Source organism: Lysinibacillus sp. Y5S-8, from assembly GCF_036894365.1.
In the GTDB taxonomy this organism is placed as follows: Bacteria; Bacillota; Bacilli; order Bacillales_A; family Planococcaceae; genus Lysinibacillus; species Lysinibacillus fusiformis_D.
On sequence record NZ_CP145889.1, the window covers coordinates 3,774,976 to 3,800,995 of the forward strand.

At 37.7% G+C, this 26,020-nt stretch carries 24 protein-coding genes, 1 other RNA gene and 1 pseudogene; 3 read left to right on the plus strand and 23 right to left on the minus strand.

What is annotated here, in order from left to right; translation table 11 throughout:
* Nucleotides 1-469 precede the first annotated feature (469 nt).
* Nucleotides 470-1,147 (plus strand): annotated as a pseudogene (locus V6670_RS18435) (IS30 family transposase); the annotation flags it as partial.
* A 452-nt stretch (nucleotides 1,148-1,599) separates the two neighbouring features.
* Here V6670_RS18435 and V6670_RS18440 read toward each other — a convergent pair.
* The 23 genes from V6670_RS18440 to V6670_RS18550 form a co-directional block, all read right to left on the minus strand.
* The gene (locus tag V6670_RS18440; RefSeq protein WP_141904962.1) at nucleotides 1,600-1,887 is read right to left on the minus strand and encodes a hypothetical protein; all 288 of its coding nucleotides are present in this window, start codon (nucleotides 1,885-1,887) and stop codon (nucleotides 1,600-1,602) included.
* 25 nt (nucleotides 1,888-1,912) lie between these two features.
* Entirely contained in the window at nucleotides 1,913-2,905 is a 993-nt protein-coding gene (locus V6670_RS18445; RefSeq protein ID WP_338651841.1) for a hypothetical protein, read from the minus strand.
* A 466-nt stretch (nucleotides 2,906-3,371) separates the two neighbouring features.
* Nucleotides 3,372-3,727: a transfer-messenger RNA gene (gene ssrA, locus V6670_RS18450) on the minus strand.
* A 337-nt stretch (nucleotides 3,728-4,064) separates the two neighbouring features.
* Nucleotides 4,065-4,532 (minus strand): SsrA-binding protein SmpB, encoded by a 468-nt coding sequence (smpB, locus tag V6670_RS18455; RefSeq protein ID WP_025116583.1) that lies wholly within the window; start codon nucleotides 4,530-4,532, stop codon nucleotides 4,065-4,067.
* A gap of 70 nt (nucleotides 4,533-4,602) precedes the next feature.
* Nucleotides 4,603-7,071, minus strand: coding sequence for a ribonuclease R (gene rnr, locus V6670_RS18460; protein WP_338651843.1), 2,469 nt, complete (start codon nucleotides 7,069-7,071; stop codon nucleotides 4,603-4,605).
* Nucleotides 7,072-7,108: 37 nt separating this feature from the next.
* Nucleotides 7,109-7,855 carry a carboxylesterase gene (locus V6670_RS18465; protein ID WP_338651844.1) on the minus strand — a complete coding sequence of 249 codons (747 nt, stop codon included), beginning with the start codon at nucleotides 7,853-7,855 and terminating at the stop codon, nucleotides 7,109-7,111.
* Nucleotides 7,856-8,045: 190 nt separating this feature from the next.
* A complete protein-coding gene (gene secG / locus V6670_RS18470) occupies nucleotides 8,046-8,273 on the minus strand; it encodes a preprotein translocase subunit SecG (protein WP_036116760.1) in 228 nt (75 codons plus the stop codon).
* 239 nt (nucleotides 8,274-8,512) lie between these two features.
* Complete coding sequence (locus tag V6670_RS18475) at nucleotides 8,513-9,703, minus strand: MFS transporter (protein WP_338651845.1); 1,191 nt, start codon at nucleotides 9,701-9,703, stop codon at nucleotides 8,513-8,515.
* A gap of 275 nt (nucleotides 9,704-9,978) precedes the next feature.
* A complete protein-coding gene (locus V6670_RS18480; RefSeq protein WP_338651846.1) occupies nucleotides 9,979-11,259 on the minus strand; it encodes a TRAP transporter large permease in 1,281 nt (426 codons plus the stop codon).
* A complete protein-coding gene (locus V6670_RS18485) occupies nucleotides 11,256-11,741 on the minus strand; it encodes a TRAP transporter small permease (protein ID WP_338651847.1) in 486 nt (161 codons plus the stop codon). The genes V6670_RS18480 and V6670_RS18485 overlap by 4 nt, the downstream gene beginning before the upstream one ends.
* Before the next feature lie 16 nt (nucleotides 11,742-11,757).
* Nucleotides 11,758-12,822 (minus strand): TRAP transporter substrate-binding protein, encoded by a 1,065-nt coding sequence (locus tag V6670_RS18490; RefSeq protein ID WP_141904949.1) that lies wholly within the window; start codon nucleotides 12,820-12,822, stop codon nucleotides 11,758-11,760.
* A 40-nt stretch (nucleotides 12,823-12,862) separates the two neighbouring features.
* Nucleotides 12,863-13,048 (minus strand): 2-hydroxymuconate tautomerase, encoded by a 186-nt coding sequence (locus V6670_RS18495; RefSeq protein WP_036116769.1) that lies wholly within the window; start codon nucleotides 13,046-13,048, stop codon nucleotides 12,863-12,865.
* A gap of 12 nt (nucleotides 13,049-13,060) precedes the next feature.
* Entirely contained in the window at nucleotides 13,061-13,831 is a 771-nt protein-coding gene (locus V6670_RS18500) for a fumarylacetoacetate hydrolase family protein (RefSeq protein ID WP_141904948.1), read from the minus strand.
* Nucleotides 13,831-14,844 (minus strand): 4-hydroxy-2-oxovalerate aldolase, encoded by a 1,014-nt coding sequence (gene dmpG, locus V6670_RS18505; protein WP_089933846.1) that lies wholly within the window; start codon nucleotides 14,842-14,844, stop codon nucleotides 13,831-13,833. Before dmpG ends, V6670_RS18500 begins: the two co-directional genes overlap by 1 nt.
* Nucleotides 14,841-15,728, minus strand: a complete 888-nt coding sequence (locus V6670_RS18510) for an acetaldehyde dehydrogenase (acetylating) (RefSeq protein ID WP_141904947.1) — start codon at nucleotides 15,726-15,728, stop codon at nucleotides 14,841-14,843. The genes dmpG and V6670_RS18510 overlap by 4 nt, the downstream gene beginning before the upstream one ends.
* Before the next feature lie 15 nt (nucleotides 15,729-15,743).
* Nucleotides 15,744-16,523, minus strand: coding sequence for a fumarylacetoacetate hydrolase family protein (locus V6670_RS18515; protein ID WP_141904946.1), 780 nt, complete (start codon nucleotides 16,521-16,523; stop codon nucleotides 15,744-15,746).
* A 14-nt stretch (nucleotides 16,524-16,537) separates the two neighbouring features.
* Complete coding sequence (locus tag V6670_RS18520) at nucleotides 16,538-18,004, minus strand: aldehyde dehydrogenase (RefSeq protein WP_338651848.1); 1,467 nt, start codon at nucleotides 18,002-18,004, stop codon at nucleotides 16,538-16,540.
* A 76-nt stretch (nucleotides 18,005-18,080) separates the two neighbouring features.
* Nucleotides 18,081-18,542: a RidA family protein gene (locus V6670_RS18525; protein ID WP_036121150.1), complete on the minus strand. Its 462-nt coding sequence runs from the start codon at nucleotides 18,540-18,542 to the stop codon at nucleotides 18,081-18,083.
* Complete coding sequence (locus V6670_RS18530) at nucleotides 18,517-19,548, minus strand: amidohydrolase family protein (protein ID WP_036121153.1); 1,032 nt, start codon at nucleotides 19,546-19,548, stop codon at nucleotides 18,517-18,519. Before V6670_RS18530 ends, V6670_RS18525 begins: the two co-directional genes overlap by 26 nt.
* On the minus strand, nucleotides 19,539-20,093 hold the full coding sequence (locus V6670_RS18535) for a 3-hydroxyanthranilate 3,4-dioxygenase (RefSeq protein WP_036121155.1): 555 nt from the start codon (nucleotides 20,091-20,093) through the stop codon (nucleotides 19,539-19,541). The genes V6670_RS18530 and V6670_RS18535 overlap by 10 nt, the downstream gene beginning before the upstream one ends.
* Before the next feature lie 25 nt (nucleotides 20,094-20,118).
* The gene (locus tag V6670_RS18540; protein ID WP_141904944.1) at nucleotides 20,119-20,874 is read right to left on the minus strand and encodes an IclR family transcriptional regulator; all 756 of its coding nucleotides are present in this window, start codon (nucleotides 20,872-20,874) and stop codon (nucleotides 20,119-20,121) included.
* 22 nt (nucleotides 20,875-20,896) lie between these two features.
* Nucleotides 20,897-22,372 carry a 4-hydroxyphenylacetate 3-hydroxylase N-terminal domain-containing protein gene (locus V6670_RS18545; protein WP_141904943.1) on the minus strand — a complete coding sequence of 492 codons (1,476 nt, stop codon included), beginning with the start codon at nucleotides 22,370-22,372 and terminating at the stop codon, nucleotides 20,897-20,899.
* Nucleotides 22,373-22,399: 27 nt separating this feature from the next.
* Entirely contained in the window at nucleotides 22,400-22,870 is a 471-nt protein-coding gene (locus tag V6670_RS18550; protein ID WP_036121167.1) for a flavin reductase family protein, read from the minus strand.
* A gap of 1,071 nt (nucleotides 22,871-23,941) precedes the next feature.
* Here V6670_RS18550 and V6670_RS18555 point away from each other — a divergent pair.
* Both V6670_RS18555 and V6670_RS18560 read left to right on the plus strand, forming a co-directional pair.
* Entirely contained in the window at nucleotides 23,942-25,588 is a 1,647-nt protein-coding gene (locus V6670_RS18555) for an alkaline phosphatase (RefSeq protein ID WP_141904942.1), read from the plus strand.
* 277 nt (nucleotides 25,589-25,865) lie between these two features.
* Nucleotides 25,866-26,003, plus strand: a complete 138-nt coding sequence (locus tag V6670_RS18560) for a teichoic acid D-Ala incorporation-associated protein DltX (protein ID WP_036121175.1) — start codon at nucleotides 25,866-25,868, stop codon at nucleotides 26,001-26,003.
* The last annotated feature ends 17 nt before the right edge of the window (nucleotides 26,004-26,020 follow it).

The window sequence follows — 26,020 nt, forward strand, 5'->3', positions numbered from 1 at the left end:
TAGTTTCCACGCATTAATACAAAAGAGCTTTTCGGGAAAATCCCATTCCAAATTAATATAAAACACCTAGATAAATCATAAAAGTTCATAAAATAATGCTTCCGAAACTCCAAATTCGACTAGAATTTAAACTTTTGGAAGCATTATGTTTGATATTTTTATTTTAGGAAATCTTATGGTTTAATCCACTTTGTAACCTAAACTTATTACTACCTATCTCCAACATTGCCTAATTCTTCCTTCTGAAAAATACTTTTGTTACCTAATTCCCTTTGGATTTTCCTATACTTGGATAAAAACCTTGGTTATGTAGTATGGTAGCAGCAACTTCTATTTCAGCTACAATTTTAGCTATTCTTATTTTTCTCAATTCAGATGAGTATGCTTTGTATCGCTTAACAATTTTTTCGCATAAATCTGGCGCATTCTTTCTAAGCATTTTTTTTCGAAATAAGCTGTTCAAGAAAAGTTGCGGGATACTTGGTCACCTGAACAAATTGTCGGCCGCTTGTATCAAGGACATCTGCGTTTTAAAACCATCTATCGCTGGATTTAGGATGGTCTTTTAGAAGTGCCTATAACCGTTCTCCGTCAAAAAGGTAAGCGTCAAAAGCCCCGCGAAACAAGGGGTAGATTTAACATTGGTACACCAATTTCTAAACACCCAAAAGAAGTACGTAAACGTGAAACCTTTGGACATTGGGAGTTAGATACAATTGTATCTGGACGTGGGAAAGCAAAAGGTTGTGTAGCAACATGTATTGAGCGAATGACACGGTGGTATGTTGGCTTTTTGATACCAGATTGCTCAAGAGCAGTACGTCTTCTTCATACTAAATTACCAAAAGGCACTATAAAAACAGCCACAACAGACAGAGGTAAAGAATTTAGCTGCTATAAAGTATTAGAAAAAGACTTGAAAATTGATGTTTATTTTGCGGACGCATATTCTTCTTGGCAACGCGGAAGTAACGAAAATGGAAATGGATTACTTCGCGAATTCTTCCCTAAGCAAACAAATTTCGAAGAAGTATCACCAGAAGAACTTACAGAACCATTAAACTATATCAACAATCGACCAAGAAAATGTCTTGGTTGGAAAACTGCAAACGAAGCTTTTAATGAGCAATTGTTGCACTTAATTTGACAAACCATCGTATAAAAAAAATAAAGCTGACTTTAATAAGCCAGCTTTACCCACCATTTACTGTTTATTACCTCATGATTACAAAAATGTGCATAAGTAATATACTATGAGTTTCTATTATTTATTCTTACAATTTGAACTCCAAATACAATTGAATTGTAATAAAAGTAATTAATACTATCACAATCCACAGGTTGTTAAGCCACTTTGAACCTGTTTTATTATTTATTTTTTTATAATGGATTAAATAAAGCTCAAACATCCAAAAAATCCAAATAAAAATATAAATGATATAAAAGTTTTGTTTTGTAGTAAATATTACTGTAAACATCATTAAAAATATACAATACAAAAATACTCTCATTGAAAGAAATGTTATCATTAAAAATTGAATTATAGGTTAGAGAACGCCTATATTTCCCCTTCTTTTTACTGTAGTAATCTTATCTATTCTACCAACCATTGAAATAACCATTTTTACGTTTTGCATCTCTTCGATCGAGATAATCAAATAGAATTTCACCTGGGCTACCTATATTAACCAAGAAATCGGTAAACACAACTAAACCTGAAATTATACCACTTATCACTAAATTAGACACACCTCTTCTTTGAAGGGATTTTCTAATACTTTTAGCGAATATATGTTTCTTAGCTTGGGCAAGTTGTTTGACGCTTTTCAAAAAGAGTTTACCACTGACTAAGCCACCCAAACCAGATACAGCAACCATTAAAGCCATATTTATTAACGTCGATAATATTTTCTTAGAATTCCAAAGAGCGTTCTGTGTCATTTCCTTCAGTTTGGGTTGGGAATTTTTTACGTATTGTTGTATCCACCATTTTAGAGTTTCCTTGGATACGTACAATTGTTGGATCAATGACAATAGGGTATTGTCTTTTAGTATCCTGTAGCCAAGCTGTATCTGGAGTTAAATCAATCCATAAAGTATTGTTTTCTTTTCGTGTTTTTAACGAGATATTATAAGATTTTGCTTCCTCTGGTATAGAAATTGTACCGTCAATAGATTGAAAGCCTGCAGGTTTATAAGCATCATACATAAACGGTGCTTCTATAACATAAACCAACTCACCTGTTTTGGCGTCCTTTAAATGGATTTGATTATTAATTTGTTCATATGTCAAACTTTCAAGGGATAGCTGATATGAGAAGGTTTGTGGTATCCCTTTTTCGGGCTTTTTGTTAATTATAATATCTTCTTTTACAAAGTTTTCTCCAACAGAATATGTAGTCGAAATATTATCAAAAACATTTTGGTACTGAATTTGATTATCTGTAGCAACCCCGATAACCTCTTTAGCAGGAATGATTTCACCTTTTTGTTCCATTTCTTTTAATCCAATATTAAGGTTGTATTGGTTATCGGCTACTTGTACGTTGTTTGTTTCCTCTTCAATTTTTTCATCAAATGTCACAGCAAAGTTATTGGCTTTATTTTCAAATTGCCCTTTGCCATTATTTTTCTTTTTTTGTAGGTCGTTATCAATATCTTTCCAGTTGCCTTTATTATCTTTAAAGTGAATAGGAGTTTCATATATTTCAGTTGTATAAGTACCATCAGAATTGTTAAACGTTTTAGAAGTTTGCGTACGTTCTCCTACTACTTCAGTTTTTTCGTTTCCTTTCGTATTTGTTTTGGGAGATTCTTTGGCAGCAACACTTGCAAAATTCCCAAAAGGAATAAAGGCAATAAACATTGCCAAAACAATCAATTGAATGAAAATTTTCTTTAGCAATTAGTTTCCTCCTAATAATTGTAATTTTTGAAACATTATCTATTATAGACAGACACTCACTATTAAGATGGTGCTAAACTATCTATTTTTGATAGTATATTATGGATATAAATAGTCATAAAAACCTATCATCAATAACAAGAAAATAACTAAATCTTAAAACCTTTTTGGTAAATAAACAACAGAATAAGATAATTGCAATATTGGCACTATTTTCACTTCAAAATAAAAATCCTGCAGTATATTACAGGATTTTAACTCAATCTTCTTAGTTCCTTACCTTCTCTACAAGCACCTGGTCCCCTAATGAAAAAACACTTTCCTTTATCGAGGAGAGCGCCCGATTGCGGTATAGTTTTCAAAATCAAGCATAAAACTTCCAAAAATAAAATAAAGCATAAAGTTTCCAAACGGAAATTTTATGCTTTACGTCACAGACACTCATTGAAATCATTTGATTTCTACAAAATGGAGACGGCGGGAGTCGAACCCGCGTCCAAAGACTCCAATACTTCAGCTTCTACGCGTGTAGTTTGCCTATTTAGGATTCACGTAACATTATGCCGACAAACAGGCGTCCTGTACGCTAACCTGGAAATCTCTTGTCGATGACTCAGGTGGTACCATCGACCGTATCCCACTAAAGTTGGGCCCCACGTTCTCTACATGGGCGATAGAGAGGCAGAGCGCTTACGAGCTTACGCTGCGAAAGCTAAGTTTTGTTGTTTGCCAGTTATTATATAACTGTCGTTGATGACGGAGCCGAGCCCTCCGACGCGCGACTAAAGCTTGAACCATCCCTGTCGAATCCGTAACGTCCCCTTGATATATGAATCGAAGCGGTTGGGCTTCGTTCAAACAAAGAGCTAGAATTGCTTCTAGTACGGTGGGAGCTTAAAGTACGCTTCCATGAAATCTGGCAATCAGTAATACATATTATAAAACAAAACTAGCGATAGTTCAAGTATCCCGCTATTGTAGAAAAAATTGGCTTAGATACCTAGGCTATCCGCTAGATTGGGCTTTCTATCGATCACTTTCTCTTTGCTATCCACCACATTTCAATCTCTATCCGTCACTTTCGCCGTTCTATCCGCCTCGCCCAGCATCAACACCTAAAAAAACTCACCAACAACAAGGTGAGCTTTCTCGAAATCTATTAATATTGATTTTTTGATTTGAAGGTACGTTCCATTTCGCGTTTGGCTTCTTTTTTGCGCATGTCGTTACGTTTATCGTAGTCTTTTTTTCCTTTGCCGACGCCGATTAAAAGCTTGGCATAGCCGTCTTTGATGTACATTTTCAACGGAACAATTGTGTAGCCGTCACGTTTTACGGCACCGACTAGCTCGCCGATTTGCTTTTTATGGAGCAGCAGCTTGCGGGCGCGTAGTGGGTCGTGATTGAAACGGTTGCCTTGATCGAAGGGGCTGACATGCATGTTGCTAATCCATGCTTCGCCATTGGTGATTCGGACATAGGAGTCCTTTAGTTGTGCCTTGCCTGCACGGATGGATTTAATTTCTGTGCCGGTTAGGACCATGCCTGCTTCGATTGTTTCCTCAATAAAATAATCATGTCCAGCTTTTTTGTTTTGTGCTAATACTTTTCCAGAACCTTTTGCCATATTCTTCACCCTCTACTTAAAGGTTGAGCATTAGCGAAAGCATCCTTACTTAGGACACTTTCGCTAATGCTTATTTACGTTTTGATTTTTTCTTTTTGTTTTTCTTTGCAATGCCCTCGTAAAACTTTTGCTTTTGTTTCACGCGTTTTTTAGGACCTGGGCTTGAGTCATCTTTGCGGCGACCACGCGGGTCACGATCGCTTTCACGACGTTCACCTTGCTTGGCGCTACGACTTCCACGGTCATCCTCTTGGCGACCGCCTCTACGGTTGCCACCACGTCCGCCTTTTTCTTCGTCGCTGCGTGTGCTTCGTTGACTGCGTCCACCCTTGTTATCACTATAATTTTTACGTGCATGGATGACAGTAGGAGCTGCTTTACGTGTTCGTCCATATGAAGTTACCATTCCAACGATTTCAAAGTCAATGGATGACTCCTCAATAATGACATTGGCAACACGGACTGTCACTTCATCACCAATACGGAATTGACGATTTGTTCGTTCACCAATCATAATCATTTGACGATCATCGAAGCGGTAGTAATCATCTGTCATATTACTGATGTGAACAAGTCCTTCGATTGTGTTTGGCAGCTCCACGAAAATACCGAAGTTTGTAATGGATGAAACGATCCCTTCGAATTCCTCGCCAATTTTATCAGACATGTACTGTGCTTTTTTCAGAGCGTCCGTATCACGTTCTGCATCAACAGCACGACGTTCACGCTCAGAAGTATGGTCAGCAATTTCATCCATTGCCATACTCCACTGTGCAATCGTTTCTCTAGAAGTATCCTTATTAATTATATACGTACGAATTAAACGATGTACGATTAAGTCTGGATAACGACGAATTGGTGATGTGAAGTGTGTATAGAAATCCGTTGATAAGCCAAAGTGACCAAGGCTTTCAGGATAATATTTTGCCTGTTGCATCGAGCGTAGTAGCATTGTTGAAATAACGGGCTCCTCTGGCATACCATCAATGGCTTTTAAAACATCTTGCAGTGCCTTCGGATGCACTGTATTACCAGTACCTTTAATTAAAATACCGAAGTTCGTAACAAATTCAAAGAAGCGTTGGAGCTTTTCAGGCTTTGGATCTTCGTGAATACGGTATAGGAACGGTACATTCATCCAGTGGAAGTGCTCTGCAACTGTTTCATTGGCAGCAAGCATGAAATCCTCAATTAGCTTCTCCGCTACTGTACGTTCACGTAATTCAATATCAACTGGCCAGCCTTCGTCATTGACAAGGACTTTGGATTCTTTAAAGTCAAAGTCAATCGCCCCTCGTGTTTCACGTTTACGACGTAATATACCAGATAGCTCAGCCATATTTTTAAACATTGGCACAAGTGGCTCGTAGCGTTCGATTAGTGCCTCATCCTGCTCCTCTAAAATCATGTAAACGTCCTTATATGTCATACGCTCTGTCGTTTTAATGACACTTTGGAAAATTTCGTGTGAAATGACATTACCATTTCCATCAATAATCATTTCACAAGATAGTGTTAGACGGTCAACCTGTGGATTTAATGAACAAATACCATTTGATAGACGATGTGGAATCATTGGGATTACACGGTCTGTTAAATAGACACTTGTCGCACGGTCATAAGCTTCGATGTCAATGACTGAGCCTTGCGTAACATAATAACTAACGTCTGCAATATGTACGCCAAGCTTGTAAGTACCATCTACATTTTTCGTTACGGTTACCGCATCATCCAAGTCTTTTGCGTCTGCACCATCAATTGTCACGATCGTTTCATGTCGCAAATCACGACGACCTACTAAATCTGCCTCTGTAATTTCATCTGGGACGCGTTGAGCAGCTGCGATGACTTCGTCTGGGAATTCAGGTGGAATGTCGTGCTTATATAAGATTGATAAAATATCCACACCTGGATCATTTTTATGCCCTAAAATTTTGGTAATATAGCCTGTTGCGGATTTTAAATCCTCTGGCCATGTCGCAACCTCAACAACAACCTTATGACCGTCAACAGCTCCTAATGTGTCTCCCTTTGCGATAAAGATATCCATCGGTAGCTTTTTATCGTCTAAGACAACAAAGCCAAAGCCTCGATTAGCCTGGAATGTGCCGACAAAGCTTGTTTGACCGCGCTCGACGACCTTTGTGACAGTCCCTTCTCGTCGGTCCCCAAATGATTCTTTTAAGACACGAATTAAAACGATGTCTCCATTAATCGCACCATTAATTTCATGCGGTGGAATGAATACATCATCCATGCCCTCGACATCAGGTGTCACAAAACCGAAGCCCTTCGCATGTCCGATAAATTTACCCCTTAGCAAATTCATACGCTCTGGTAGGCCATAACGATTGGAGCGAGAACGCACAACTAAGCCTTGCCCTTCCATACGGACAAGGGTTTTGACAAGCTCCTTGAACTCCTCAGCATCCTCAAAACCGAATTCATCCTCGATTTCACCGACAGTTAATGGTTTATAATCATCTTTGCTGAAAAAATCGAGTAAACGACTTTGTAGTGTATCTTTTTGGTCTTTCATACATATTCCCTCCTTCATGAGAAAATCCTATTTATAATTATTGTGCCCAATTTAGGCTTTCTAAAAAGCGATAAATATCTTCGTGTAATTGATCTTTTTCTTGATCCAATGTAATAACATGTTTTGAGTTTTCATACCACTTGATATGCTTTTCAAGTGACTCAGTTTGATTATATATAATGTTGGCAGATTCTGTCTCTATTACTTCATCATTTGTAGCTTGTATGACAAAAATAGGCGCATAAATCATGTCAATTTCTTGTCGTGTACGGGCAATAAATTCACGTAGCTCCTGTAGAGATGGCATCCCTTTTTCAGCAATGAATGCTACTTCTGCTTCAATTTGCTCATCTTGTTTTCCTAAGAACTTTTTATAATCCCTTGCATATTTCAAAACACCCTCAAACATAATGTCTGTTGTACGCATTGTCATAGGGGCGCACATTGTGACAATTCCTTTAACAGGATTATTTAGTGCCACGTTTAGTGCCATCACACCGCCTAATGAAAGACCAGCGACAGCAATTTCTTGATAGCCAGCATCCTGTAACTGTTTGTAGGCGGCAACGACATCCTGCCACCAGTCTGCTGGACCTGTTGTGATTAGTTCTTCTGGTTCCACACCGTGACCTTTATAGTGAGGTGCCAAAGTAGTATACCCTTTTTTCTCTAAAAATCTACCAAGCATTCGTACATCTGCAGAGCTACCAGTAAAGCCGTGTAATAATAATACAGCACGTGGTCCTGCTTGAAAGAAAAATGGCTGTGATAATGATTTATTCATTGTAAGCACTCCTTCATCCTAAAACACTCATCCATACTATACCCATTATAGCCATCTCGATTATGTCTAGCGAATAACAAGCTGGATCGTAAATTATAATTCAATTTTTGCTATGGAGAGAGAATTTACCATTTAGTTTTGATAAAAGAAAACGCCCAACCAATTTGGTTAGGCGATATATCTTCAACTATTAGATTTTTGTAATAGCAACTGCTAAAATGAAAAATAGTATAGCTAACACAATTGTTGCACGGTGAAGGATTAAATCCATACCACGTGCTTTTTGCTTTCCAAATAGTTGCTCAGCTCCACCCGAGATGGCACCTGATAAGCCTGCACTTTTACTAGATTGAAGTAATACCACAACGATCAACGCTAATGATACGATAACTAATGAAACTAATACTACTGTATGCATTCACTGCACCTCCCGAACTTTGAAACATCACAACACCTTTTAGTATAACAAAAAGTGGATTATGTGACAACTTTCATGATGAAATCATTTACAAGCTCTATTGAAAATTTACTAGAATCTTGAATTTTATCAATTTCCTCGTATGGTCAGGGCTAGCATTTATTTTAGAAAAATTCTTCCTGAGGTCGCAGTTAGTATACATGCTCTTGTGGTACTGCATTCAACGTGGTGACTATCAGCTATGATGGTTGGACTTTCTTGACAGTAAATAGCGCCATTACCATGAATATGGCACAGCAGGCAAATAGACTAATTAAAAAAATCCCGCCTACCAAATAACCCCAATATTCCACAAGTGAGCCAAAAACAGGTGGAATTAAAAATACACCTATGGATGCCACCATTATACTAAACCCACTTGCAAAACCACTCATCGATTTTTCTACACTTTCAACAGCTAGCGTCATCCATATACCATTAAAGCCCGCAAGAGAAAAACCTATAATTGCTATACACATCACTATAAAAAAGGTGGAATAGGTAAAATACATAAGCATTATCCCATTTGCGCTTAGTATAGTAATAATTAATAATACAGCCCATCGATTTTTATTTAAAAATTTATCACTAATAATTCCCCACAACACTCGCCCACTTGCCCCACTAATTTCAGAAATAGCCAAGCATATGCCAGCACTATAAATGGGCCAGTCCTTTATTTCATACAAAAATAATATAATGTAGGTGTTAAATGTCATTTGAATACCCATTAAGATGAATGCAGAGCTATTCGTAAAAAAGAGCCATTTTGAATGAAGGAAAATGCGTAACTGCTGACGTAAAGGCAATTTAGTAGCTATCTCAGTTTGTGAATCTTCTTTTGTTTTTAATACAAAAGGCATTATGAAACTAAACATTAATAATACTACTGCCGCTACAGACAATGTATAACGCCAACCAATGAAAGCTACTAATGGAATCAGGACAACACTCGAGCCTGCTGAACCTAGTGTAATAGACATCTGTTTTAACCCCATTAGCAATGAAACTTGATTTACTGGAAGTATGTTCATAAGGAAACGATTTGTAACAGGATGCATTCCTCCATAACCCATCCCTGCTAGTACAACAAATACTAAGGCCAACGTATAATTGTCTATCCAAGCAAAGCTTAAAAAGCCTGTTCCAACAATAATCATTAAGCAAACCATTATTTTACGGGTACTCAATCGATCTGCTAAATAGCCAACTAGCAATGTTGCTATAAATTGACCAATAAAAAGAGCAGTTGGAAGAAATCCTAACTGCCCTTTATTCAATGATAAGTCTGCACTAATATAGAACATTAGAGGACTAATGCTTCTCCCAACAAAGGCAGTTAAAAATTGAGCAATGATGATCCACATTGCAATACGTTTCATCTGTTGCATAATCCATCAAAACCACCTTTTACGCTCGATGAGCCAATTCATTTCCACCTAATACAGTGGTCGATTTTTTCAAGTGTGTTGTGATTACCCTACTTTAACTATTACTATTAAAGTTGTGGCTGATTCCCGCTACGGGATGCTCGTTTTCAGGGCAAGCAGAAGTCGTGCATCCTCCTCCACAAATAACTAAAAAAATGTAGTATCATATATTAATTGACTATAAAAGCAACCATAAGATCACCTAATATTCTCCTAATTAACGCACCTGCTACTCCCTACATCCCCAACCATCTTGGTACGAATAAAACAAGGTCTGGAATATATGTTAGGAATAGTAGCACGATAAAAGAAATAACAATAAAAGGAAAAACATTCTTTACTAGCGTTTCAAACTTCACCTTTGCCATCGATGATACGATGAAAAGTCCTGTCCCTACTGGCGGTGTTAATAAGCCTAACGTTAAGTTAATACAAATGATGACTCCAAAATGCACCGGGTCAATATTAAATGCAATTACGAGTGGCATCATGACAGGTACTAGAATAATTAATGCGGCAATTCCATCGAGTAGCATCCCGACTAGTAACAATGCTAAATTCACTAATAATAAGAATACCCAGGGACTTTCTGTAATATTTAACATACTTTCTACTAACAATTGTGGAATTCGTTCAAAGGCAATCATCCATCCAAAAATATTGGCCATAATAATTAAATACGTTACTGTAGCTGTATTTGTCACCGTATTGATTAGCATTTTAGGGAGCTTTTTGATATTTAACTCTCTATAGACAAATAAACCGACAATTACTGCTAGTAAACAAGCGATAGCAGCAGATTCTGTTGCTGTAAATACACCTGTTAGAATACCTACAACAATTGTAATGGGTATTAATAGTGCTGGGATTACTTTTAATGACTTGCTTCGAATATCTGCCCACGAAGCCCGTTCACTTTTCGGGAATTGTTGTTTATAGCCCATATAAGAAATAACTAAAATAAAAACAAGACCATAAATAATCCCTGGGAGAATCCCAGCCATAAATAGAGCGCCAACAGATGTACTTGATAACGTACCGTAAATAATGAAAATCATACTTGGTGGAATAATAGGTGCGATAATAGAAGATGCTAATGTTATAGACGCTGCGAATTCACGTTTATAGCCTTCCTTCTCCATTTGCGGTACCATTACTTTACTCATCATTGCAGCTTGAGCATTTGCTGAACCTAGAATCGATGCTAAAAACATATTAGCAATAACTGTCACATAGGCCAGCCCTCCCCTAAAATGCCCAAAAAGGACACGAGCAAATTGAACAAGCCTCGTTGTAATACCGCCCTCATTCATAATTTCACCCATTAACATGAATAACGGAATCGCTAATAGGCCAAAATTTTCAAGCCCTGAATACATACGTAATGGTGTAGAATCTAATAATGTCACCTGACCATTTAAGATGAAATAAATAACTGTCGTAATACCAAGCACCATTGAGATGGGAATACCAATGATAAGTAAAAGAAAGAAAATAACGAGTACAATATAAGTCATGTATTTTCTCCTTCTCTATTTTTAAGTGTGTCAATTAAATGTGAAAGAAGATGGATTGCTGCAAAAATTAATCCAATTAATACTGCACTATAAGGAATCCACATTGGTAATTGTAAGGAGCTCGATTTTTGTAGCAACATGGCAGGATTCATCATCCATTTGTAAGCGTAATAGATTAATATAAATAAGAACGCAATCATCATGCAATCCTGAACAATTTTAAAAATCCTTTTACTACGCTTAGATACAGCATCATATAAAAATGTAACTGAAGCCTGAGTACCATATTTCAGACCCCAGCTTCCTCCAATAAACGAAGTCCATATTAATAAGAAAATCGAAACTTCACCAGCCCAAGGGATGGGATCTTTAAAGAAATAACGAAAAATAACCGCAAATATCATTAAGATAGCAAGCGCAGCCATTAAAATGATCATCAGTAGTTCTTCGATTTTAGTAATAACTTGACTAATTTTCGCCATCTAGCCATTCCCCCATTTACTTACGGAATTCATTAATAAACTGTTTAATTAAAGCAGATTTTGCACTATACTCGGCGTCAAATGCTTCGATTTGCTCTTTAAATACATCTGCCCCCAACTCATAAACAGTCATTCCTTGACTGGCAAGTTCTTTTTTGAATTCTTCTTCTTGTCCAACTCGTGTTTCTACTGCATAAGCTATTGCTGCTTGTAAGGATTCATTAATGATTTTTTGAGCATTTTCAGATAATCCATCAAACATTCCCTCATTTGCTACGACAATTGATGGCCATACCATGTGGTTTGTTACAGCTACATATTTGGCTACTTCGGAGTATTTATTTGTGATTGTCGCATCTAAATCCATATCCATTCCGTCAATAACGCCTGTTTGTAATGCTGAATATACTTCTGGTAATGGTAATCCCTCTGGCGCAGCTCCCGCATCTTTATAAAATTTTTGGAGCGGCGGACTTGGTGTTACTCGCATTTTTAAACCTGCTAAATCCGAAGCTTTTTTAACTTCTTTTGATTTCAATACCATCGTACGTTGACCAGCGAAAAGGTAATCTAACCCTTTTAATCCTGTTCCATCTACTTTTCCTAAAATCTCACGTGCAATATCTGTCTGACTTGCATCAGAGGCTTCTTGTAAATTTTCAAACGTGTATGGTGCGAACCATGCAGCCATCTCAGGTGTGCGCGTACTTAAAAAAGCGGCTGTAATAAAAGCAAAGTCTATCGAGCCTGCCTCTACTTGTTGTACCATATCCGCTTCAGTCCCTAATTGACTTGCAGGGTAAATTTCAAGCTCCATTTTGCCATCTGAGCGTGTTTTTAATTCTTCATTAAATTTTTCAGCAGCTTTATGCCACATATGATCTGTTGATGTAATATGGGCAAGCTTAAATTTCTTCTTTGGAATATCTTTATCCGAACTAGTTGCTGACACAGCTGATTTATTGTCCGTCGTCTTTGTATCTGTTTCATTTGTTGTGTTTGAGTTACCACAAGCTGCCAAAGCAAATAAAAGTGCGAATAAACAACTAACTAGCATAAACTTTAGCGGTTTTTTTATCATAAAATATCCCCTCTATTTTTGATTTAATATGTTGCATTGGTTATGGCTCCGCCTTCGTCTTTCCACTAATTCCCCAATGAACGGGTGGCACTTCTATTAAAATAACTCTTACACTATCAATTGGAACTCGTGCCGTTTGAACAATGGTAGTTGTAACTTCCTGTATAATTTTTTTCTTTTGCTCCACAGACCGTCCTTCTAATAACTGAATTTGAACAATTGGCATATTTAGTCCTCGCTACTTCACAACTAATGTTAGCTTGCCAAGTGTCCCATAGTCTGCTTCTATTTCATCACCAGCTTTTACTGGAATTGCATCTGTTATGCCACCTGTTAAAACGAGTTGACCAGGCAAAATACCTCTACCTTCCTTTGCTAACATTTTTAATAATTCAATGACCGAATAAATGGGATGACCAAGTACCGCAGCTCCTGTACCATGTAGCTTCTCTTCTCCATTTTGCTTCAAAATGACTTCTATAGAAGCCCAATCACATGTATAAGGTGAAAATGCTTGCGCACTCAGCCAAATTTTCGATGAAGAAGCATTATCAGCTATTACATCAGGTAAAGTAAATGAAAAGTTTTTATAGCGACTGTCAATGACTTCAAGTGCTAGAAATACGTTTTCAATCGCATCCCATACTTCTAATGGTGTTAAATCCGCACCTTGTAGCTCTTTTTTAAAAACAAAGGCTACCTCTGCTTCCACACGTGGATGAATATATTCAGCAGCTATAATTTCATTTGTCCTAAGATTCATTTGTGAGGTTAAACGCCCATAAATTGGAGAATCCACCCCTACTTGTTGCTGTTTAGCAATGCTTGTTAGGCCCATTTTCCAACCGATAAACCGATTGTCAGCTGTCATCGTTTTTTCCATACTAATTTTTTGAATCTCATAGGCTTCTTCTACTGTCAAATTTGGTTTTGAGTTAGTAATCTTTTCAACTGCCTCTTTTGTTGCTTGTGCTTCCGCCACCCGCTCAGCATATTCAAATAAAGACACTATGCACTCCCCACTTTCTGTTGTGCAATTTTTTGTGCTACTTCAATGATCGTATCCTCTTGTCCACCTACAACATTTAATTTGCCTAACTCTACTAAAATATCTCTAGCATCAACACCCACTTTTTCAGCAGCTATATTGGCATGACGTAAAAAGCTCGAATATACGCCTGCATAGCCCATTACTAAACTACCTGTCGTAATATCTTGTGGATGTGGCAAAATATTGGCACGAACATAATCAGCCAGATCGAGTATTTGGTATAAATCTATGCCTGTTTCAATACCCATGCGATTTAATACTGCGACCAATACCTCAGTTTGTGTATTGCCTGCTCCTGCACCTAAACAACAAATACTGCCATCGATACGTGTAGCACCTTCTTGAATCGCTACAAGTGTATTGGCAACAGCCAGAGACAAATTATTATGCGCATGAAAACCAATCTCAATGTTTAAATGAGCACGTAATAAACGAATACGATTCTGTACATCAGACGGTAGCATAGCCCCTGCTGAGTCCGTAACATACACGGCATCAGCCCCATATGATTCCATTAACAACGCCTGCTCTAATACTTTTTCAGGTGATGCAGAATGTGACATCATTAAAAACCCAAATGCCTCCATCCCTAGTGCTTTCGCTGTTTCAATATGTTGCTTTGATACATCTGCCTCCGTTACATGTGTAGCAACACGAACAACTCGAGCACCTGCCTCATAAGCCTCTTTCAAATGATGTATTGTGCCAATTCCAGGAATAAGCAAAACCGTTATTTTAGAATCTCCAGCAACTTCTGCTGCCGCTCTAATTAACGCAATATCATGCTCTTTAGAAAAACCATATTGAAGGGACGAGCCTCCTAAACCATCTCCATGCGTGACTTCAATATACGGTACACCGGCTTCACTTAATTGCTTCGTTACATAACGAACTTGCTCAGAAGAAAATTGATGGGCAACCACATGACTACCATCACGAAGTGCAACCTCTGTTAAATAGATTTGACTCATCGCACTTCCACCTCCCTAACGCTCATTGTTTTTGCCATTTCTTCAGCCACCTTCAATCCAGCGGCCGTCATAATATCCAAATTTCCAGCATAGATCGGTAAATAATCTCCCAATCCCTCTACTTCAATAAATACGGTAACTTTCTTTCCATCTACAATCGGATCTAGCTTCAAGCGATAACCTGGTACATATTCATTTACTTTTGCAACCATATTTTTTACGGATTTAATAATTTCTTTCGTATTCGCTTCTTCTTCAAGGAGACATAACACCGTATCACGCATCAGTAAAGGTGGCTCTGCTGGGTTTAAAATAATAATTGCCTTTCCTTTTTTTGCACCGCCAATCAGCTCAATTGCATTGGATGTTGTTTCTGTAAATTCATCGATATTAGCTCGTGTTCCTGGACCTGCACTTTTCGAAGCAATTGTTGCAACAATTTCAGCGTAATCAACACTTTGTACACGGCTAATGGCGTAGATGATTGGTATCGTCGCCTGACCTCCACACGTAATCATGTTTACAACAGGCTTTTCCATATGCTCTGTCAAATTCACCGTCGGTACAACAAATGGACCTACAGCGGCTGGCGTTAAATCTATTAGTCTTTTGTTTAAACCTTGTAAAGCTTTCACATGAGCAATATGTGCCTTTGCTGATGTTGCATCAAATAAAATATCCGCCAAATGTGATTGCTCTAGAAATCCTTCAATCCCATTGGAAATCGTCTGAAAACCTGCCTCTTGTGCACGTCTTAAGCCATCTGATTCAGGATCAATGCCAATAAGTACTGACATCTCTAAGTACGGAGATCTTTGAATTTTCATCATTAAATCCGTACCAATATTACCTGAACCAATAATGCCCACTTTTATTTTTGTCATGGTAGCTTCCTCCCTTTACACAAACTCTAGTTCGACTGTACCTAATAATTCACCGAAGTCGGCTGTGAACTTATCACCTTGTTCAGCATCCAATGCTGCCGATAAAGCACCTGATAATATAACCTCTCCTGCTTCAACACCAATATTGAAATCTGCTAGACGGTTTACAAGCCAAGCGACACAACTTGCTGGATTGCCTAAAACATCTTCTCCCTTTCCTTCATTCATAAACGCTCCATTTTTATAAAGCTGCATTTCGATTGCTGGTAAGTCAACATTGAAGACCTCGCGTTTCACTTGACCTAGTACGTATTTTGCAGAGGAAGCATTATCTGCAATGGTATCGAGCAATTTTATTTGCCAATTGGCAATGCGACTATCTACGATTTCAAGACTAGCTACAATATAATCTGTTGCTTCAAGTACCTCCTTAACAGTGACATTAGGTCCCTTTAAAGGAGACTTCAGTACAAACGCAATTTCGCCTTCGACTTTCGGCTTTAAATAACTTGATCGCTCTGTTTTTCCTTCTGTAATTTCCATATTCGATAAAAGATGCCCATAATCTGGTTCATCCACGTTTAATAGATTTTGCATTGCTAAAGATGTCAAACCAATTTTTTTACCTGTAATTTTATGGCCGTTCAGTAACTTCCTATTAATGATTTCAAGTTGAATGGAGTAAGCATCTTTCAATGAAATATCTTTAGCTGATTGAGTAATCGGCTCAATGCCAATGCGTGTTCTTTCTGCTTCTAATAATTTGTTAGACCATTCAATTAGATTCACTACCATGCTTTCCCCCCAAGTTATAATTTAATTGTTACGTTTGAGACCTCGCAGTAGAATTCAAAGCTGTGTGCGCCACCTTCACGCCCGATTCCGCTATGTTTCATCCCACCAAATGGTGTTCGAAGATCTCTTAAATACCATGTATTTACCCAAACGATGCCTGATTCAATTTGACCTGCAACACGATGTGCACGTCTTAAATCATTTGTCCAAATAGTTGCACCTAAGCCGTAATTTGTATCATTTGCACGAGAAATCACGTCATCTTCTGTATCAAAAGGTAATACTGTAACAACTGGGCCAAAAATTTCTTCGCGTACACAACGGTCCTCATCCGTTAAACCTGTAATAATTGTTGGCTCAATATAGTAGCCTTTATCGATAGTAGCTGGGCGACCACCGCCTGTAAGAATATTGCCACCCTCTTCTCTGGCAATTTGAATGTAACCCATTACTTTTTCATAATGCTCTTTCCCTACGACAGAGCCGATATCTGTCGTTGCATCAAATGGATCTCCAATTTTTAATTCTTTTGTACGAGCTACAAATTTCTCCACAAATTCTTTATAAATATCACGTTCTACATATATACGAGAACCACAGAGACACACTTGCCCTTGGTTTGTAAAGCTTGATTTTAACGTTGTTGCAAGAACTTCATCTAGGTCCGAATCTTTAAAAATAATAGTAGGATTTTTGCCCCCTAATTCAAATGAAACTTTTTTCAATGTAGGGGCAGCAGCCTTCATAATAGTAGTGCCTGTTTTAGTTTCCCCTGTAAATGTAATAGCATCTACATCAGGGTGTTCTGATAGAAAAGCACCTGCTGAATTCCCACCAAAACCGTGAACTAAATTTACAACACCATCTGGTATCCCCGCTTCTTGACATAATTCAACCAAGCGAGTAGCTGTCATTGGTGTAAGCTCCGCCGGTTTCATGACAGCAGTACTACCTGCTGCTAAGCAAGGGGCTAATTTCCAAGTTAAAAGTAGTAATGGTAAATTCCAAGGATTAATCATGGCCACGACACCTACTGGTCGTGTCACTGAATAATGAAGTGCCATATTGTCTTGGTTATAAGATTCATTACCAAGTGAAGTAACGTAATCCGCAAAGAAGTGGAAATTATGTGCTGCACGTTTAATATCCATCTCTATCGCTAAATGATACGGCTTGCCTGTATCTATCGTTTCTAAAGCAGTAAGTTCTTCAACATTTTCTAGAATGAGGTCGCCAATACGTCGTAACAGTAGAGAGCGCTCTTTGACAGTGAATTTTCCCCACGGTCCTTTCAAAGCAGCTTTTGCAGATTGTACTGCTGCATCGACTTCTTCCCTAGTCGCTTCTGCTACCCATCCAATGACTTCTTCTGTAGCAGGATTTATATTTTCAAACACTTTCCCATCTGTAGCGTCAATGAATTCACCGTTTATGAAATTACGACAATTAATACTTTTCGTTTTAAACGTTGCATGTTGCATCACTTTTCACTCCCTCAATTATGGAGCGACTTTAAGAAAAAGAGTGTTTTACCTTTTTCTCAAAGTCGCTTTTTGATTATTCTGAAATTTCAACAACCATTTCTATTTCAATGGCTGTATTATTAGGAAGTTGGGCCATCCCAACTGCTGAACGTGCATGTTTGCCTCGTTCTCCAAAAACATCCACTAGTAAATCTGATGCACCATTCATAACTTTTGGCTGTTGTGTAAAATCAGGCGTAGAATTGACCATTCCTAAAATTTTTACAATACGCTTCACCTTCGATAAATCACCTAATTCAGATTTCAATACAGATAACAGGTTAATCATCGATTGGCGACAAGCTGCATAGCCATCATTTACTGTTAAATCTTCACCTAATTTGCCATGATACTGATCGACACCTTGACCTGATGTAAAAATTAAATTACCTGTTCGCACACAACCAACGTAATTTCCAACTGCTTCCCTTGGCTCAGCAAGTTCTATTCCAAGCTCTTGCAAGCGTTCTTCAGGCGTTTTCACTTGATTTACCATTTAGAACCCTGCTCCTTTCTACATTTAAAAATGACATAGCGTTTTCACCTAGAATGGCTTTACGTACTTCTTCTGATAAGTCCAAGGTTTCATCTATGATTTTTCCAGGGTTAATTTCTCTTAGTAAAAATGGATAGTCTGATCCCATCATAATTTTCTCATGGCCAAAACGTTCAATTAAGTAATGTAGATTTTGTGATTCATATACTAATGAATCAAAGTAAAAATTTTTCGTGTAGTGGCTTGGAGGATATTTTGTACGTCTAAGGCTTGGCCAAACATCCCAACCTTGGTCTAGACGTGGAAGAATATAAGGGAATGATCCGCCACCATGGGCAAAACAAACCTTTAAATTCGGACACTTTTCCATTACACCACTCCACACCAAGCTCGCTGCAGCTAAAGCTGTTTCACTCGGCATGCCAATTGTATATAAAAAGTTATGTCTTGGTGTTCGCTCTTGTGCTAAGGTTTCCCAAGGATGAATAAAGAGCGGCATTTCATATTGTTCTGCCGCTTCAAAAAATGGCAGTAAATACTCGCTGTCCAAATTTTCTCCATTGATATTAGTGCCAATTTCAATTCCGGCTAGACCTATTTCTTTGCACCGTTTTAACTCCACAACTGCCGCTTTTGCATCTTGCAACGGTACAGTTCCTAGGCCGATAAAACGATCTGGATGTGCTTTAACAACATCTGCAATAAAGTTATTTTGGAATTGTGCAAGCTCTACCGCTTGTTCAATAGGTGCCCAATAAGAAAATGTGACAGGTACGGGTGAAATAACCTGCATATCTACACCCTCATGATCCATATCCTCAATGCGTTTTTTTGTGTCCCACACTTGATTGGTCACTTCCCTAAATACTTCACCACTTACCATAATATCCGCTCCACAAGAACATTTTTGCTCTAAGACAGGCCACTTATCATTATCATACTTACTAGCAAAATTCGGTAAATCTCTCGGATAAATATGTGTATGAAAATCGATTCTCATTGCCATTCACTTACAGTCTCAGGCATTACATGTCCACAACTATCACATTGACGTAAATCTTTAGAAGCGTTGAAGTAATCAATACCATCTGAAATTTGTTTCCCAATGTTTGTTACTTGTACGCGTAGACGATACAATTCATGGTCACATTCACTGCATAGCCATACTAAATCCTCTAACTCGCCTTCTTTACGTTTTCTCTCCACGACAATTCCATATGTGTCTGCAACGCGGTGTGGTGAATGAGGGACGTTTGCTGGTAGCATAAACATTTCGCCTTCCTTCACTTCAATTACTTCACGTTTACCTTCATCATTAATAACCTCTACAAAACAAGAACCTTTAATTTGATAGAATAGTTCATCTGATGGGTCAACATGGAATTCACGACGAGCATTAGGGCCACCAAGCAACATAATTAAAAACTCAGAGTCTTCCCATAGCACTTTATTATTCACTGGCGGTTTTAGTAAATGCTTGTTCTCCTCAATGATTTTAAAAATGTTTTGAGAACGGGCTTGTAATTTACTTACTTGCGTTGAATTGGACATAATTGAATTCCTCCTAATTTTAAATTTAATAATTTATTGTCATATAGCCTAGTTGTCTCGAAATTAGTTCTGCTGAACGAATTACCTCACGAACAATCGCCTGTTTATCCTTACCGTTCATATAACTTTTTTCACCTACTAAGTTAAGGGCTGCTACAACTTGACCATTATAGGTTTTAATAGGTGCTGCAACCCCATAAGTATTGGACGCATTTTCCTGATCGCTAATGGCATAGCCGTTTTTATAAACTACTTCAAGCTCCTTTTTCAAATCCTCTACAGAGGTGATAGTATTGGCAGTTTGCTTAAACATGCCTTTTTCCAACATCGGCAACATAAATGCTGGATTATACGTTAATAATACTTTCCCAATGCTTGTTGAATAAGCAGGATAACGAGTCATACCGACAAATGTTGGTACTATATCCGCATGTGGAGACATAGCCTTGTATACAAATCGAACTTCCCCATTATCAAACATCCCAATATGTGAAGTACCTTTAAAACGCGCAACCAAATTACTTATTATAGGGCCTGCTTCAAAATTAATTTCTTGGTAATACATAACTTTGTTACTCCACTCAAGAATTTTCCAGCCTAATCGGTAACGCTTATCACTGCCTTGCAAGAGAATACTTTCTTGACACATTGTTTTTAAGAAATGATGGACTGAACTCGGAGGTAAATTTAGCTTATCTGCGATTTCTTTATTACTTAAAGATGGTTCGCCATCCAAAAATAAATCGATAATGCGTGAGATTTTTTTTACCGATGAAATCAAATGCTTCACCTCCAAGTTCAATTTATACTGTTTGTTTCTCGCCTACATCTTCTTTCGCAAGAATGGATTCAACTAAATCAAAGGAGTACCGTTTCTTAAATTTATTGTAGTAAATAGCACGTTTCCGTATTGGATCTCCTGTATAATAGCGTTCGTATTGAAGCGCTCTCATACCAAACCCTTCACCACATAAATCCCAGGCTAGCTTAAAGATTTTCATTCTTAGTTCTGCATCTACACCTTCTCGTCCACCATAATGACGATCAATGCTTGGGCGAAGCTCTGGATTTAAGAAATCAGCTTCAGTTGGCATCATTAGTAAACCGCCTGCCCCAATTGTTTGCATGACTTCAATGGCTCTCGGATATATTTCTGGCATCATGCCGCGAATGGTCTCTAAAGCATCTGGATTTAATCGCGCTTCACCATGCTCTGTTACCGTAAATTCATGCTCCGCTGTTCGAATCAATGCACGAATGACTTCTACATATTGCACTAATTCGCCGAGATCACGTTGCACATTTAAATATTGATCTACACCAATCGAATCAGCAACCTTACAAGCCACCTCTACAGCAAATGCCAGTTTAATGTATCCTCTAACCCCTGACTGATGTGCGGGCTGTTCAGCAATACCTGTCATTGGATACAGCAAGTTCGCAGCCTCAACGTTGTTATATAAAAACACACGATCCCATGGTACTAATACATCTTCAAAAATGAGTAGTGCATCCATTTCCTCATAGCGAGAAGCCAGTGGATGATCGAATGTTGAACGTGTACCATCTTGAACGGGTTCACGACAAATAATTTTTAATCCTTTCACATCAATCGGTACAGCAAAAGCTAATGCATAACGCTCGTCTCCTGGTACAAATCCTGGGTATGAATAGATAATGACTTCATCCGTAAACGCCGCTAATGTTGCTAGCATTTTTGCTCCGCGAACGACTAATCCCTCTGGACGTTCTTCTACTACACCTAAGTGCGTAAACTTATCTGTCTGTTCATGTGATGCTTTACTTCGGTCATTTTGTGGATTCACAATGGCATGAGTTAAGAACACATCATTATCTCGTATATAGCGATAATAAGCTTCAATATTCTTAGCCCAATCTTGGTTGTATTTCGCCAAGAACCAAGAATTTTGTGCTAAAGAAGTTACCACTGTATTTAAAAAATCTGGTGTTCTCCCCATCAAGCCAAAAGTTTGGCGAGCTACTACTTCAAAAGCTTTACTACGTTTCATAATATCTTCGTAGGATTTTGCAAAAAGGAATGAAGTGGCTACACGCTCCCCTGTTTCATCACATACATGCGTTAAATCTTCTTGATATTTTGGATCATGTTGTAAATCATATAACTTTGCAATTTCTTTAATTGGTTGTTGAAAATAGGGTTCATCGTAAACACTCTCTACTAAACGACCATTTAGCCATACTTCCGGGTTTCTTGACTTTAATGCATCCATAAATTGTTGCCCTGTTCTAATTCCCATAATTAATAATCCCCCTCTACTAAATAACTATTGTTGTATGAACTGTTTTGTCGAGCCCATCTTGCCTTCAAAAAATGTAAGCGCTTCACTATTAGTGCGTCCAAAATTAAGGATTTCTCCTATAAATAAAACATGGTCTCCCGCATCCACTTCTTTCCATGGCTTACATTCGATAAAAGCACAAACATCTTCAATTTTTGGAGCTATACCATCTTTAATCCATGTAATTTCAAGCCCTTCTTGCTTACGACCTGCAAACTGCCATGCTATAGACTCCTGTTGATCTGATAAAATATTAATTGTAAATGCATTGTTTTTCATTTGAGATAACGCATTTGCTTTTTTATCAATAGATACTAGTGCTAGAGCAGGCTCTAACGAAACTGAAGTAAATGAGTTCACTGTAATCCCATTAATCCCCACACCATCAAACCAAGTAACGACCGTCACACCTGTAGGAAATTTTCCAAATGTTTGTCTAAGTAATTTTGTATCCATTTATAGCACCCCCCTTTAATTTATTATCAGTATCATAACAACTTCTCTTCTCCTTGAAATGCATTATATTTCAAATAGTGAAATCAAATAAAATTATTTTTCTACTTTAAACCTCTTTTTTCTATAAAAAATCACTTTTATCTATTTTAACAAAATGATATTCTTGTTCGATTTGATAATCAGCTAGTTTAATATGTTATATTTCGTTTGAACTCTCTTTATCTAAAACTATATCAATATTTTTATCGATTCACACTGGAATTAACTGAAAAATCTAAAAATATTTCTATTTATCGCCTGTTTATAAGCTAAAAAGGGAAATATCTATATAGATTGCTTCATGCCATTGTTTATTAATAATTGAACTATGGCATGGTGACGGCTTGCCATTTAATAGAACTTGTACTATACACGGTAATAAAAAGTTGCCTCCAAAGCATTTTTACATACTTCTGAGGCAACATATATTTAGTGAACTAATCGGCAATGAAAGTTACCTATTGGCGGCATCATTAGCTACGGCTTTCAAACTAAGCAAACCCACTGTTGAACCAAATGATTTTAAATGCGCAGAAGTTAAGTGTATTTGGCAAGTTAGTGTTGATGGTCATTGGTATCATCTTCATTTGACCCTACCCTCTGCAGCTTCCTACGAATATTTTTTAGTTTGTGATGAAAAACTAAGTTAAGTCATTTATGGACTACTGATATTTATTTTGCTGCGACTAGTGCCAACTATACTTATGCAAAGACTCCATTTATTGTAGTGACTATGACAATGCTGGCTATTTAACAAAAATTGAAATTTAAACGGTTGAAGAAGTATTAATCGAGGATGAAGTTCTTAACTTAAACATCCGAGATGACATTTTATATTACGGAACGATAGACGGCTCACAGCATCACCAAAGTGTATACTGCCTCAATCGAATCCATGTGATAAATGCACAGATTCCTTCCATTCTTATCTCTTCATTTACAGTATTACCATATTTTATTAACAAATATTTAACAGTAGCTTTACACCCTTCCTTTACACTTACAATTGAAATCATTTAAAGGAGGAAAATCATGAAATACGCAAAAAAATGGACTTCATTATTTTTAGCAAGTGCTGTAACGTTATCCGCAGTTAGTATCCCACAACAAGAGGTAGAAGCAGCGGAAGTAAAGAAACCGACAAATGTTATTATGCTTGTAATGGATGGGAGCAGTAATAATGCGGTTACCCTTTCTCGTTGGTATAAGGGTGAGGGCTTAGCAATGGATGAAATTTTATCTGGTGCTATGCGCACGTATTCTGCTGAATCAGCCATTACAGATTCTGCGCCTGCTGCTACGGCTTTAGCAACTGGTCATAAATCGAATGATAAATATGTAGGCGTTTTACCATCCGTGATTAATTCCCCTGGTTTAGCACAAATTGCTCAAGAAGATGCCTTCCGACCTGTAGCCAATGTGCTAGAAGGAGCTAAACAAAAGGGCAAGGCGACTGGACTGATTTCTACTTCTGAAATTCAACATGCAACGCCAGCTGGTTTTTCAGCGCATGTTAACAATAGAAGTCAATATGGTGATATTGCTGAACAGCAAGTTTACCAAAATATTGACGTCGTTTTAGGTGGTGGCTTAGAGTCGCTGTCACCGGGAACTACAAAAAATGCCCGTCAAGATGGCGAGGATTTAATCCAGGTTCTGAAAGAAAAAAATTATGATTTAGTTCAAACACGTGATGAGCTATTCAAAAGCCAGTCTTCAAAAATTTGGGGAAGCTTTGCACCAAGTGCACTTGCCTATGATTTAGATCGCGCTAAAACAAGAGCATCCGAACCTACACTTGCTGAAATGACGAACAAGGCAATCAATACGCTAAAAAAGGATGAGGATGGCTTCTTCCTCTTTGTTGAAGGTAGCAAGGTAGACTGGGCAGCACATGCCAACGATACAATCGGTATCATTAGCGATATTTTATCGTTTGATGATGCTGTAAAAGAAGCGGTTAATTTTGCGAAGGAAGATGGCAATACATTAGTTATTGCCGTAACAGACCATGGAAATAGCGGGATTACGATGGGGAATGCCAACACGACTAGTACCTACTCTAGTATTCCAGTCTCTGCTTACATTGATCCGTTGAAAAAAGCGTCCATGACCGTTGAGGGAGCATTAAGTCAATTAAAAGAAGACCGTTCTAATTTAAAAGAAGTGGCTGCCCTTTATGGCTTAGATCAATTAACAAAGACTGAATTGACTAAACTAAAACTTTCTAAAGACTTAGGCAGTGAAATGGTCAAAATGCTGGCAAATCGTGCGAACATTGGCTATACGACAGGTGGTCATACCGGTGAGGATGTGTTTTTATATTCATTCGGTCCATCTAAGCTGACAGGGCTAGTAGAAAACACTGATTTAGCTCATACAATGGCGCAATTCATGGGCTTTGACTTAAATACACTTACAAATGATTTATATGTGCCAGCAACAAAGGCATTTACGGAAAAAGGCTTTACAACAAAAATTGACTTATCCGATAAAGAAAACCCAACATTTATTGCACAAAAGGCAGATGTGATGGTGAAAATCCCAGTCAATAAAAACACAATGCTGTATGAGCAAACTTCAACAAACACTGTAAAGACCCATACATTTGACACAATAAATATCTATAATGGCTCTGAATTTTATGTATCAAAAAAAGTTTTGAATGCCGTGAAATAAAACCAATAGCGCGAACATAAGTTGAGATTATTCCCTTATGTTCGTGCTTTTTTTACATAAAAAGACCAACCAATAGTTTGTAAAATCCACACTTTCCCCCATAACCTTAAATTTACCTTAAATTAATCTTATGATTTACTGAATTCACCTTAATTCAGCAACATTTTTCTCCACATTCCGTCAAATCAGTGTTAAAAACATAAGGTAAGGATTTTTCACTAGTAAATTACTATTTTTTGAAAATTTAATCCTATACTTTTTCATTGGAGGTGGACAAATGCAATCCATCAAAAATAACGAGCCTTTGCGCTTTATTGCCTTGACGCTATTTTATTTGATCGTTTTGGTACTGCTGTTTCTTATACATGGTTTCCATGATATGAACGCTGGACCATTTATATATACGGAATTTTAAATAAAGGAGATTTTATA

Excerpts from the sequence above, each read along its gene's own strand:
- V6670_RS18495 (WP_036116769.1), bottom strand. The coding sequence starts at position 13,048 with ATGCCAATTGTTCAAATTCAGTTATTAGAAGGACGGTCTGTGGAGCAA.
- smpB (WP_025116583.1), bottom strand. The coding sequence starts at position 4,532 with ATGGCAAAAGGTTCTGGAAAAGTATTAGCACAAAACAAAAAAGCTGGA.
- V6670_RS18515 (WP_141904946.1), bottom strand. The coding sequence starts at position 16,523 with ATGGTAGTGAATCTAATTGAATGGTCTAACAAATTATTAGAAGCAGAA.
- V6670_RS18550 (WP_036121167.1), bottom strand. The coding sequence starts at position 22,870 with ATGGATACAAAATTACTTAGACAAACATTTGGAAAATTTCCTACAGGT.
- V6670_RS18480 (WP_338651846.1), bottom strand. The coding sequence starts at position 11,259 with ATGACTTATATTGTACTCGTTATTTTCTTTCTTTTACTTATCATTGGT.
- V6670_RS18485 (WP_338651847.1), bottom strand. The coding sequence starts at position 11,741 with ATGGCGAAAATTAGTCAAGTTATTACTAAAATCGAAGAACTACTGATG.
- V6670_RS18545 (WP_141904943.1), bottom strand. The coding sequence starts at position 22,372 with ATGGGAATTAGAACAGGGCAACAATTTATGGATGCATTAAAGTCAAGA.
- V6670_RS18520 (WP_338651848.1), bottom strand. The coding sequence starts at position 18,004 with ATGCAACATGCAACGTTTAAAACGAAAAGTATTAATTGTCGTAATTTC.
- V6670_RS18475 (WP_338651845.1), bottom strand. The coding sequence starts at position 9,703 with ATGCAACAGATGAAACGTATTGCAATGTGGATCATCATTGCTCAATTT.
- V6670_RS18525 (WP_036121150.1), bottom strand. The coding sequence starts at position 18,542 with ATGGTAAATCAAGTGAAAACGCCTGAAGAACGCTTGCAAGAGCTTGGA.
- dmpG (WP_089933846.1), bottom strand. The coding sequence starts at position 14,844 with ATGAGTCAAATCTATTTAACAGAGGTTGCACTTCGTGATGGTAGTCAT.
- V6670_RS18530 (WP_036121153.1), bottom strand. The coding sequence starts at position 19,548 with ATGGCAATGAGAATCGATTTTCATACACATATTTATCCGAGAGATTTA.
- V6670_RS18490 (WP_141904949.1), bottom strand. The coding sequence starts at position 12,822 with ATGATAAAAAAACCGCTAAAGTTTATGCTAGTTAGTTGTTTATTCGCA.
- V6670_RS18560 (WP_036121175.1), top strand. The coding sequence starts at position 25,866 with ATGCAATCCATCAAAAATAACGAGCCTTTGCGCTTTATTGCCTTGACG.
- secG (WP_036116760.1), bottom strand. The coding sequence starts at position 8,273 with ATGCATACAGTAGTATTAGTTTCATTAGTTATCGTATCATTAGCGTTG.
- rnr (WP_338651843.1), bottom strand. The coding sequence starts at position 7,071 with ATGAAAGACCAAAAAGATACACTACAAAGTCGTTTACTCGATTTTTTC.
- V6670_RS18535 (WP_036121155.1), bottom strand. The coding sequence starts at position 20,093 with ATGTCCAATTCAACGCAAGTAAGTAAATTACAAGCCCGTTCTCAAAAC.
- V6670_RS18555 (WP_141904942.1), top strand. The coding sequence starts at position 23,942 with ATGAAATACGCAAAAAAATGGACTTCATTATTTTTAGCAAGTGCTGTA.
- V6670_RS18510 (WP_141904947.1), bottom strand. The coding sequence starts at position 15,728 with ATGACAAAAATAAAAGTGGGCATTATTGGTTCAGGTAATATTGGTACG.
- V6670_RS18440 (WP_141904962.1), bottom strand. The coding sequence starts at position 1,887 with ATGGCTTTAATGGTTGCTGTATCTGGTTTGGGTGGCTTAGTCAGTGGT.
- V6670_RS18465 (WP_338651844.1), bottom strand. The coding sequence starts at position 7,855 with ATGAATAAATCATTATCACAGCCATTTTTCTTTCAAGCAGGACCACGT.